The 10,210-nt window shown below is 60.0% G+C and carries 10 protein-coding genes and 2 pseudogenes; 3 read left to right on the top strand and 9 right to left on the bottom strand.

Annotated elements, in window-relative coordinates; all coding sequences use genetic code 11:
• Positions 1-438: 438 nt before the first annotated feature.
• From VQ042_RS23250 to VQ042_RS23240, 3 genes and pseudogenes are all read right to left on the bottom strand, one after another.
• Positions 439-834 (bottom strand): annotated as a pseudogene (locus VQ042_RS23250) (transposase); the annotation flags it as partial.
• 25 nt (positions 835-859) lie between these two features.
• A pseudogene (locus VQ042_RS26160) lies at positions 860-1,278 on the bottom strand (IS30 family transposase); the annotation flags it as partial.
• Complete coding sequence (locus tag VQ042_RS23240; RefSeq protein WP_331822669.1) at positions 1,256-1,516, bottom strand: hypothetical protein; 261 nt, start codon at positions 1,514-1,516, stop codon at positions 1,256-1,258. The pseudogene VQ042_RS26160 and the gene VQ042_RS23240, both read right to left, overlap by 23 nt.
• A 64-nt stretch (positions 1,517-1,580) precedes the next feature.
• Here VQ042_RS23240 and VQ042_RS23235 point away from each other — a divergent pair, with 64 nt between their 5' ends.
• The 3 genes from VQ042_RS23235 to VQ042_RS23225 are packed head-to-tail and all read left to right on the top strand — an operon-like array spanning position 1,581 to position 2,518.
• The gene (locus VQ042_RS23235) at positions 1,581-1,799 is read left to right on the top strand and encodes an AbrB/MazE/SpoVT family DNA-binding domain-containing protein (protein ID WP_331822668.1); all 219 of its coding nucleotides are present in this window, start codon (positions 1,581-1,583) and stop codon (positions 1,797-1,799) included.
• Entirely contained in the window at positions 1,799-2,179 is a 381-nt protein-coding gene (locus VQ042_RS23230) for a type II toxin-antitoxin system VapC family toxin (RefSeq protein ID WP_331822665.1), read from the top strand. The genes VQ042_RS23235 and VQ042_RS23230 overlap by 1 nt, the downstream gene beginning before the upstream one ends.
• 12 nt (positions 2,180-2,191) lie before the next feature.
• Positions 2,192-2,518, top strand: coding sequence for a TRAP transporter large permease subunit (locus VQ042_RS23225; RefSeq protein WP_331822667.1), 327 nt, complete (start codon positions 2,192-2,194; stop codon positions 2,516-2,518).
• On the opposite strand, the gene VQ042_RS23220 is transcribed toward VQ042_RS23225, so the two are convergent.
• The 6 genes from VQ042_RS23220 to VQ042_RS23195 form a co-directional block, all read right to left on the bottom strand.
• Positions 2,508-3,767: an O-antigen ligase family protein gene (locus VQ042_RS23220; protein WP_331822664.1), complete on the bottom strand. Its 1,260-nt coding sequence runs from the start codon at positions 3,765-3,767 to the stop codon at positions 2,508-2,510. The two genes, VQ042_RS23225 and VQ042_RS23220, sit on opposite strands and share 11 nt — an antisense overlap.
• 13 nt (positions 3,768-3,780) lie before the next feature.
• Positions 3,781-4,983 (bottom strand): hypothetical protein, encoded by a 1,203-nt coding sequence (locus VQ042_RS23215; protein ID WP_331822663.1) that lies wholly within the window; start codon positions 4,981-4,983, stop codon positions 3,781-3,783.
• A complete protein-coding gene (locus tag VQ042_RS23210; protein WP_331822662.1) occupies positions 4,952-7,396 on the bottom strand; it encodes a GumC family protein in 2,445 nt (814 codons plus the stop codon). The genes VQ042_RS23215 and VQ042_RS23210 overlap by 32 nt, the downstream gene beginning before the upstream one ends.
• The gene (locus VQ042_RS23205; RefSeq protein WP_331822661.1) at positions 7,353-8,138 is read right to left on the bottom strand and encodes a polysaccharide biosynthesis/export family protein; all 786 of its coding nucleotides are present in this window, start codon (positions 8,136-8,138) and stop codon (positions 7,353-7,355) included. Before VQ042_RS23205 ends, VQ042_RS23210 begins: the two co-directional genes overlap by 44 nt.
• Positions 8,135-8,962, bottom strand: coding sequence for a tyrosine-protein phosphatase (locus VQ042_RS23200; RefSeq protein ID WP_331822660.1), 828 nt, complete (start codon positions 8,960-8,962; stop codon positions 8,135-8,137). Before VQ042_RS23200 ends, VQ042_RS23205 begins: the two co-directional genes overlap by 4 nt.
• A gap of 111 nt (positions 8,963-9,073) precedes the next feature.
• The gene (locus VQ042_RS23195) at positions 9,074-9,679 is read right to left on the bottom strand and encodes a hypothetical protein (RefSeq protein ID WP_331822659.1); all 606 of its coding nucleotides are present in this window, start codon (positions 9,677-9,679) and stop codon (positions 9,074-9,076) included.
• Between the last annotated feature and the right edge of the window lie 531 nt (positions 9,680-10,210).

Raw genomic sequence — 10,210 nt, 5'->3', positions numbered from 1 at the left:
AAAACACCGGAAATCAATCGGGTCAGGATCGGTTTCCGGCATTCTCCAATACTTCAAACCCGATGGGAATCCCTGAAGCACAGGGCATCCAAGGGTTTTTCAGGGCGAACCAATTACTTGAAAGGCTGCGCGATCTCCATGTTATGCAGTTTGTATGACAGACGCAACTCCTGTGAGCGATCCTACCAGTTTGGCGGAGGCTGCCGTTTTGGCTTATCTGGTTTCTATGATCAGCAAGCGGGCGCTATAGATCCTTTAGTCTAGCGTGGATCCGCTCCAGCGGCGGCAGCCTTCCGAAGAAGCGTTAACTTTCCCTTAAAAAAGCGCTCCGATCCTCGACGTCCCAAAACCCGATCTGTCCCGCCATCCGACCCCTCCCGAAAGCGCGACCTCAGTGAATCATGTCAGCACGAAATCCGCCAGTTTCCGGAGGCATCCGCCTTTCAGCCGCCGCCAGGTCTTCGATGCGGCGATAACGAGCTTGAAGACCATCAACCGGGCGGTCTTCTGCGACAAGGCTCCCTTTGTTCTGACCGTCCGGTGCCGGACCGTGGCGAAGACGCTCTCGATGGGGTTCGATGTCCGCAAATGGTCCCAGTGCTCGGCCGGAAAGTCGAAGAAGGCCAGGAGCGCGTCGCGGTCCTTGGTCAGGCATTCGACGGCCTTGGGATATTTGGCGCCGTACTTCTCGGCGAAGACCGTGATGGCCGCTTCGGCACTCGCCCGGTCCGGCGCGTCCCGCACCTCGCGCTGGTCCGTCTTCATGTTCGGCTGAACCGACTTCGGGACCCTATTGAGGATGTTGAGGAGCTTGTGTTGCCAGCATCGCTGGTGGACTGCTGCCATCGGGCGCTCTGTCTCAATTTGGACGAGGCGATTCGTCGCCGAGGCATTTTCGCGGCGTGGTGTTGAGGCTGACAATGGCGTCCTGGAGATCGGCTTCGGACAGGGTGTCGAGATCGAGCCATCTGGGCAGCCATCGTCGCAATCGTCCGTTGGCGTTTTCGACGCCTCCCTTCTGCCAGGAAGCGTAGGCGTCGCAGAACCAGGTCGACATGCCGAACAGGTCGTCGAGCAGGCGGTGGCGGGCGAAGGCGGTGTCCCTCGGGTCAAGCCCGAGGGCAGGCTGTTATCAAACGTTACCGAGGAGCGCAGGCCGGGAGCAACACGCCGGAAGACGGCTGTCATCGCTGCGATGGTTTCGGCGGCGGTCTTTCCGTTCAGCCTCGTGGCGAGCGTCACACGGGTCTTTCGCTCATGAAGGACGAGAACCGGACGAATCGCCGCCGAGTTCGCGCAGCGTCGGCCTGCGGTATGAGCGCCGGAGATCATGTCGATGGGCCAGGATCGCCACAGTGATCATCAGGAAAACAACGCACATGACCGGCGGACTGATGCCCGCCAGCAGCAACTGCACGATCGTGATGCGTGTCACCGAGCCGACACCTGCCAGCCCGGGGCGCAGCTGCCGTCCGCCCGTGGTGGCGAGCCGGAGACTGCCCGGCCTCTCCACCATCGGTCATTATCCTTGCTTTCGCCGCATCGGGCTCTTACGTTTCCACCATCGATGCGTTACGAGTATGAACATGGCTGAGACTGCGACCCTATCCTCAAAGTTCCAGATCTCGATTCCCAAGGCAATCCGCACCGTGCAGCATTGGGAAGCCGGACTGACCTTTGCTTTTATCCCGAAGGGCACGGGCGTTCTACTTGTGCCGGTGCCGAAGCGGGAGGCGCTGAAAGGCATCGCGCGCGGAGCGTCTGCTGCCGACTATCGCGACCGGACGGACCGGTTCTGATGATCCTCGTTGATACGTCAGCCTGGATCGAATGGCTAATCGGATCGCCGACCGGTGAAAAGGTTGCCCAACATCTGCCCGAACAGGTCGAGTGGCTTGTCCCGACGACGGTCCAGCTTGAGCTGGCAAAATGGCTAACCCGCGAGGTCGGCGAGGACAAGGCCGATCAGGTGATCGCCTTCACCCAGGTCTGCAGCGTGGTCCAGCTCGACACCGAGATTGCGCTGGCGGCGGCGGAGGCCTGCCGCGATCACAAGCTCCCTACGGCCGACGCCATTATTTTCGCGACCGCCCGGACGCAGAGCGCGACGCTCCTCACCTGCGACGCGCATTTTGAGGGACTGCCCGGAATAACCATAATCCAGAAGATCAAGTCTTGAAACCGGGCCGCCATTCAGGAAGCGCTGTTCGGCGTCGTCACCGCGACCTTCGCCACCTTCGTCTTCCCCTTCATGATCTTCGACGCCTTTCTCGAGCGCTCGGGCGCCGGCGCCATCTTCACGGAACTCGGCACGGCGCTGGCCGGCCGCTGGCGCGGTGGTCCGGCCAAAATCGCGGTCATGACCTCGGCGCTGTTCGGCTCAATCTCCGGCTCCTCCGTGGCGTCGAGCTGTCTATCTCGGTACGGCACCCCCCCCTTCGTGAGTATGAACGAGTTGCGGGTCTGCCGCCGTATCCGGTCAGACAAACGCCGTGAGGATACGTTGATCAGTCGCTGACAGGACTGATAGGGATGGCCATTTCTTTCCCATTGACCATAATTGGCAAGGTTTTGCTTTTTGGCATCTTCACCCTCTTCCCACGATGGAACAAGACTCCATTCAGCATCGCGAACAGGAAAAGCAGGCTGTACGTCCGGATCGGGTAGTCTACTATCGAGTGGACCAGAATAATCGCCAGTGAAATCGCCGCAGCGCGCTTGAACGGATCGCTCCATGAGATCATCGCCTGTCGGATGTAGAAAACAAGGTAGGCAAGGATCAATCCGAGAGCCAACACTCCGCCTTCGAAGACGATCTCTAGATAATCGTTATGTGCGTGGTTAACGTACCACCGCTCGATTTCATTTGGCTGCATGAACATAGGGTATGCATCCGCGAACGTGCCGTACCCGACGCCCGTCCAGAAATAACTACGAATGCCACTGATTGTGGTCATCGCGAATTGCAGCCTGGTTTCCTGCGAAACGCTCGATTCAAGCGAAACGCGGTTCTCCAACCCAATCATATAGACCCCAAGCAGAACCAGCCCGCCAAGTGCCGCGTAGATCGAGATGCGTCGACGCTCCATGAGCGCCAACGCAGAAACCACCATGACTACAAGGCCTAGACCGACCCCGGCCATCGACCCGGCTGCCAAAAGTATAAGAAGAAGCAGGCATAAAGTCGCGAGCGCAAATTTCTTTCGCTCCTCGTAGAATATGCTGAAGATCAGAAAGGGAATGAACATCGCTAGAAAGGTCGAAAAGTGATTCTGGTTGATGAAGAAACCACCTGCCAATGGATAATCAAAAAATGCCGGACGGACCGGCGCGCTTGAACTGAACTGCACCGCCCCGAGCAGAAGATTGCAGTAAACGGCCACGTAGAGAAACGACAAAAGCCCCCTCGCGTGGGAATAACCCAGTGATACAGTGACCAGAAAAATGAAGAATGCCGTCACGAATGAAAGAAGCACTCTAAACGTTTCGGCAAAGCTTAATGTGAGAAAAAGGCCCCTCAGCTGTCGGTCGAAATCCAATATGCCCATGTCACCGAACGGGAAAAGCTGAAGAACTATGTGAAAGATCGCAACGCCTGCAAATACCAGCGGACCGTAGCCAATTCGAACGATCTCGAGGTTAGGGAGCGCTAGGGCAAACAACAGCAAGGTCGCCATCATGAGGATGTCGCCGTTGAGATTGGAAACCGTGTCCCCACCAAGGACCGCGGCCATCACAACCAGAAGACCCAACCCGATCTTGATCATTCGCATTCGCAAATCAGTCCGCATCCGTCTGCCTTACCGAGATCCGATGAACGATCAAAGAACCGTCGTAGCGGTACCGCATGCTTGGTGCGATAACGCCGGTCGACAGCGTAAGCTGTTGCGTCTGGCACCCTGTGGCAGGGACGGAAAAACGGACAGAGACTTCGGAGTGATCGTATCGGCCCGGCTCCACGGACATGACGATGAGCGGTTCCCGGCTCCCCGAACAAGTGATTTCCCAGAAGAGTCCCTTCGGCGTCTCTAGGCTTCGAGCAGTGCTTTCGGTACTCAACTCGAGGTCTCCCGGTGGCAGCATCAGGACCTGCCTGGCGATCGCGCCCTTTACGGGTTTCCGGCGAAACTGTACTCGCAAGCCGCCGGAGCCCCCTGGCCCCATTTCCTCGGTCAGTATTTCGGCTTCCACGCCGGCAACACGAGGCAGACTCCAGTCAAAAGGAGAAGCCGCCGCGGATTTCGAAAATTCGGAATTCGTGACATAGCCTGCGTTCTGCAGTTCTGCAGGCGTCCGTGTGAGCGCAAACGCCTGATAAGCGAGCTGAGGGTTTCCCGCTCTTAAAAGCTGTCCCACGACGCGATCGACTTCGCGCGGGGTGACCGGGAGGACGGTGCTGCGCAAATCTAACAGAAGACGATAGGCCAAAGGAGCCGTATCCGGCCCGGTCGCCAAATGGTCCAGCAACCGGCCGCGCCACGCTGCATCCTCTGCGACTGTTTCCAGAACGGCACGATAGCCATCGCCGGTGCGCATAAGCGGGGGAAAAATGTCTGCGAACTCTGAGAATCGGGTCGGCCAGCGCTTCAGGAGTACACTGACCTTGTCGGTCGCGGAAGAAAGTTCGCCATCGCCGAGGTCAAGCCCAATCAGCCGCTTCAGGCTGTGCAATTCCGTCGGCGCGACCCTCAGGGCTCCCTCATACAGCCGTCTTGCCTCCTCCACGTCACCAGCGCGCAGCCTCTGCTCTCCAAGCAGACTGATCGCGCGTGCGTCGATCGGCGCATACTGCCTGACGAACGCGAGATCCTTGTTGATCGCTGCAGCGGAAACTTCCGAGTTCGGGGCGTTCAATGCCGCGACCGAACGCCGGATCCTTGCGTCCGTATTAGCCGGATTGAATGCGACGGCGAGATCGGGGTCGGAGGTTTCGTATGCCCGGCTCAGACTATCAAGCAGAGTCAGACATGCCAGAGACGCCAAGACGGCGAACCCAAGCAGAAATTTTGCCCTTGACCCCATTGCCCTCGTCCCCATCGCGGCCCGTATTCTCGATCTGGCCCTGCTGCGCCCCATAGGTGTAGTAGCTGGCGTTTACATATCCGTAGGCATAGTTGTAGTCGAACTTCTTGACCGCGAATTTGGTGATCGCGGCCCCAAGCATGTTGGCGCCGGCGCCGCGCAGGCGCTTCACCGCTGCCGCGGCTGCCTTGCGTCCGACCTGGCCTGACGAGACCACCAGCAGTGTTCCTTCTGTCAGGCGACTGAGAATCGGTGCGTCGGAAAGCCCGATGACCGGCGGGGCGTCGATGATGATCATGTCGAAGCGTTCGCCGAACAGCCGCATCAGCTGCGCCATCTTGGGAGAAGACAGAAGATCCGCCGGATTGGGGGGCAGGGTCCCCGAAGTCAGAAGCTTGACGTTCGCAAGCTGCGTCTCCTTGATGATCTCCCGCACATCCTCCGCGGAAAGCGTACTGGTCAAGAGATTGCTTAATCCCATCGTGTTGGATGCGCCGAAAAGCCGATGAAGATTGGGCTTGCGAAGATCAGCGTCGATGACCAGAACCTTGGCGCCCAAGATGGCGAAATCCTCGGCCAGCTTGTAGGAGCTGGTCGATTTGCCCTCCGAGGGCTCGGAACTGGTGACGAGCAGCGACTTCGGCGTGCCGTCGGTTCCGGTGAACTGCAGGGCGGTGCGGAGCGACCGGTATGCTTCTGACAATCCCGATTGCTGATCATTCCGCGCATCCGCGATATGATCGTCGGCGATCGAAGGCAGGATACCGAGAACGGGTAGCCGCAGTTCTGTTTCCACCTGCTCGGGCACGGTGAATGTATTGTTCAAGAGTTCTCGCAGATAGATGAAACCGGCCGAACTCCCCATAAAAAGGGCCAGGGAAATGGCGAGGTTGATTGGCAGCCGCGGCGAATATGGATGGCGCGGCGCGACCGCCGGATCGACGATCTCGGCATTCTGGTTCCGCAGTTCCGATCCGACTCCCACTTCGTTCAGTTTGGAGATCAGGCTGTCATACTGCGATCGGTTGGAATCGACCTCACGCTTCAGGATCGTGTACTGGATGTTGCGGTCCTGGAAGTCAGCCTGGTCGGCTTCCAGTTCCGCAAGCTTTGCCCGCAGCTGCGATTCGTTATCTTTCGCATCCTCATATTCGAGGCGAATGGAGCGTGTGACCACACCGATGGCCTGCTCGACCTGACTCTCAAGTTCCCGAATTTGCGCGGACAGCTGCTGCATCTCGGGATAGGCAGGTTTGAGAGTGCCCAGTTTCTGCTGGTACAGGCCCCGCAGCTCCGCGACACGATCACGCAGTTTCTGGATACCCTCGCTTTCAAGGACCTGCGGCAAGGCAGCCCCGCTGCCCGCGTCGATCTGCTCAACCCAGCGCTCCTTGTCGAGGCGCTCCTGCACCGCCTTCGACAGCGCCGTGTTGATGTCGCGAATACTGTTGAGGATGAGAGAGGAATTGGCATCGTCGATCGTCAGCCCTGCTGATTTGGCATAGGCGACGAGCTGTTCCTCCGATGACTGCAGCCTTTCCTTGACCTGAAGGACCTGTTCCTGGATGAACTGCCGCGCCAGCGACGACGTCTCACTTGTCTGGTCGACGCGCTGGTCGATGAAACTTTGAGCCGCCTGGTTCGCTACCCGTTGCGCGATCTGCGGATCCTGGTCGCGATAGGTCACCGATAAAAGACTGGTGTTGTTGACGAGTTCAGCGGAGAGGTTCCCCTGGACCCTGCCGACAGCCATTCGCTCACGCTCTTCCGGCGCCAGATCATCCAGGGACGGGGGCGCCGAAGTTCCGAACGCCCGATCAAGCAGGTTGGTAAGCGCAATGTCGGGCTCGGGGAACAGGAAGGCCGGATTCTCGCTTAGATTCAATTCATAGACGACGCGCTCGGCGAGCGCGCGGCTCTGGAGCTTCTCGCGAGCCGTCAAAAACGCTCGCATATCGGTCCCTTGCGACACGACTTCGAGGTCATCGAACACCTTTGCCGACGGGACGAGAACCTCCAGCCGGACCGCCGCCTCATATTTCGGCGTCTGCATAAGTGTAAAAATGGTTCCAGCGACAAGGGCGAGAGCCGCCATCCCCGCTATCAGCCAGCGATATTGCAGGACATAATAGAGGAGGCGCAGTGGATCGAAACGCGCCTCGTCCTCTTCCAGATGCGAATAGCCCGGGTCGAAACGAGAGTAATGCGCGCGGTAGGCTGCGTCGAACGGCTCGAGCGCAAACGCGTCAGGACCGACCTGCCCGACGCTTCGCCCTCCTTGACCGACATTGCCATGCATCATGACGATTTCCTCATATCGACCGTCCGGTTCACGGAATGACAGCCAGCCGTGCGGCGCTGCTGGCAACGCCAAGCGCATCCTTCAGATTCTGGATCGCGACCTTGCGGGCGGAACTGAACACCACGACGGTATCGCCGCCGAAGACCCGCGGATCGCTCGCTCGCCCAGCCCGGATATCACTGACATCGACATTGGTCACGAGGCGCTCTGACCCGAAGTCACGAAACAGATAGACCTGCGTCGGATCGGCAACTTCGCGGAAGCCACCGGCCTGTGCGACCACCTGCAGGAGCGAGGACCCGGCGGTCACCGGGTAAAGTCCCGCTTTGGCGACTTCGCCGTCGACGGTTACTTTCTGGCCTGCGGACTCCTTGACGAAGAGCGTGATGTCCGGCGACTGAAGATACTTGGCGCCGTACAGCTGCTCCAGTTCGGCTTCAAGAGTTCGCACGCTCTTGCCGGCCGCCGTCACCGCACCCACCAGCGGCACCGAAATGCGGCCGCCAGCATCGACCTGGACCGTCCGATCGAGGTCATCGACCTGGAACACGTCGACTTCGAGGACGTCATTGGGAAAGATCAGCTGATCGGCGCCATCCTGGGTGTTGACCGGCGCGGGCAAGCTTGCAACGAGACGAAGATTACCGGAACTGCCGCCGCCCTGCGACTGAACCTGACTGGCGGGTGCCGCACTGAGTAGATCCGGGGCCCCGCCATTACACCCGGCCAGGATCCAACATAACAGTGCGGCAAGACTCCCGAGCTGGAAAGTCCGGTACATCGTCCGCTGTCTCGCGACAATCAACGTCGTCATCGGCCACCCATCATCTTGCTCAGGAGACGCTGCAATTGGCCGGCCTTCCTATCGCCCGCAGCTCCTGAGCGACTGACACGACGCGATGATCTGTCGACCACGGACCGTTCCACCGGCGCGTTTGCGAGAATCGCTCGTGGTCTCCCCAGAACCACTGCCTCAGCCTCGTCGTCGCCGCGGCGCTCCGCAACGATCGCCCTTGCCTTCGATAGCCCCGGTGGACGGCCTTCCGTGTTGTGCGCATCGCTCGCGAGAATATCGCACAGCCCCTCTTCCACGAGGCGGTCCGCCAGCTTTTGCGCGCTGCGGCCGAAATCCCCGGTGAGAGATCCGGCGGTCACCTGCATCAAGACTCCCTCGCCGGCAAGCTCCCGAATGATCTCGTAATGCGCCGAGACCCAGCTCAGTCGCTCGGGATGCGTCAGGATCGGCACGAAACCGGAAGAAATAAGCCCCCGGGAGAACGCCACAAGGCGTGGCGGAAGCACATGATGCGGCGGCTCGAACAAAAAATAATTGCTGCCGTTGAGGGTCGGCGGTGCCTCGCTGGACAGACGGGAGAGGAGATCGGGGGCGATATGGACATCGGCACCGCTGACCAGCGACAGCGCGATGCCCTCTCCGGCCAGAGCCGCTTTCAGTTCGCCGACCCGTCGCGCTATGTCCGAAGGCTCGTTCAGATAGACTCCGGGTACGATGTGCGGCGTGCAGGCCATCACCTGGACGCCGTCCTCTACCGCCATGCGGGCCATCTCGACGGAAATGTCCAGCGACTTCGCGCCGTCATCGATTCCGCAAAGAATATGGCTATGAAGATCGATCAAAAGCGGCTTCTACCCAATAACGGGGCGCCGCCTGCTTCCAGCGGACGGCGCCCCGATTCCGAATTCTTCATTCGCCGGCGTTGTCATAATGTCAACGCAGACGCGGCCTGACTATTGACCGGCGCTGACCGACGGAGCGCTACCGCCGTCGTTGTCGTCGTTGCTGGCAACAATCGCGACGACACCACCGATGGCGCCCACACCGACGGCGCCAGCCAGCAGCGTATTCGGCACTCCAGGTATGACCTGCGGGCTCGGGTTGCCATTCTGTACGCTGGACGCGCCGCCGTTCGGACCCTGCTGACCAAACCCGCTGGCCGAGGAAAAGCTCGTCGCCTGAGGCTCGCGCGCCACCGACGCCGTGCGCACGCAGATCGATCCCTCCTGCGCCGCGATTGCGACAGTAGAGCCGGCGGCAACCGCAAGATCGCAGCCGCGGCCCACCGTGATCATGGCCGAGCCAGCCGGACCGGCGATCAGCCGCGAACCGACAACGAGCGGCGCGCCCGCCTTGGCCGGGGCCATCCCCTGCGGAAAGCTCATCAGTACATCGTCGCTCGCCGACACGACAGCGCCGATCGGCGTCCCATCCGTGGGCAGCGGCTGAGCGCAACCGCAAGCGGCACGCTCTTCAGCATGGGCCGGCGCAATGGCCAGAGCAGGTAAGGCCAGCGCCATTCCAGCAGCCAATCCCGCGATCTTCGTCTTCATCGTCATTCCCTCTATATCCCCCCAGAAGCGTTTCCGCCGGTTTCACCGCCATCGAGCCGATGCATTTTTCCTAGCCGCGTTCAGGGCCCAAAACAACCCGGAACGCCAGGAGGCGAAATAGCGAGTTCACGTGAGAAACGGCCCTGCCAGAAGGGTCATGAATGTAATTCCTGCCCCCAGCAGAACGACATCGCGAACCAGCGCATCGTTGTCTTTGAACCACGTCTTCACGGAACACCCCCATACGCAACAGTTTATCTACTCCCCGGCACTCTGGACCGGCGGCACTCCGACAGTCCAGTGAATGCGATCGGGGACCGGTCGATCGTCCCGCAGAAGTTGCAGATCGGCAACGTGCGGCTCGCGCAGTCAAATGGCATTCATGATCGGAGGGATCGACAAATCGGCGTGACGTGAGAGACCCGGACGCCTTCTGTCATTGGGCCTTGAGGTCAAGGGGCTTGTTTCGCGAGGGGCATGCTTCTGTTCGTGATCGATGCGATGATCGTCACATGATGCGGTCGGCGTGATGCGACG

Source organism: Aurantimonas sp. A2-1-M11 (assembly GCF_036549475.1).
Classification (GTDB): domain Bacteria; phylum Pseudomonadota; class Alphaproteobacteria; order Rhizobiales; family Rhizobiaceae; genus Aurantimonas.
Note: the sequence above shows the minus strand (reverse complement) of the source record. Positions and strands in the feature narration are given on the sequence as shown.

Bases quoted from the DNA above. Each gene is read 5' to 3' on its own strand.
- VQ042_RS23240 (WP_331822669.1), bottom strand. From the start codon at position 1,516: ATGGTGGAGAGGCCGGGCAGTCTCCGGCTCGCCACCACGGGCGGACGG.
- VQ042_RS23235 (WP_331822668.1), top strand. From the start codon at position 1,581: ATGAACATGGCTGAGACTGCGACCCTATCCTCAAAGTTCCAGATCTCG.
- VQ042_RS23195 (WP_331822659.1), bottom strand. From the start codon at position 9,679: ATGACGATGAAGACGAAGATCGCGGGATTGGCTGCTGGAATGGCGCTG.
- VQ042_RS23230 (WP_331822665.1), top strand. From the start codon at position 1,799: ATGATCCTCGTTGATACGTCAGCCTGGATCGAATGGCTAATCGGATCG.
- VQ042_RS23205 (WP_331822661.1), bottom strand. From the start codon at position 8,138: ATGACGACGTTGATTGTCGCGAGACAGCGGACGATGTACCGGACTTTC.
- VQ042_RS23220 (WP_331822664.1), bottom strand. From the start codon at position 3,767: ATGATCAAGATCGGGTTGGGTCTTCTGGTTGTGATGGCCGCGGTCCTT.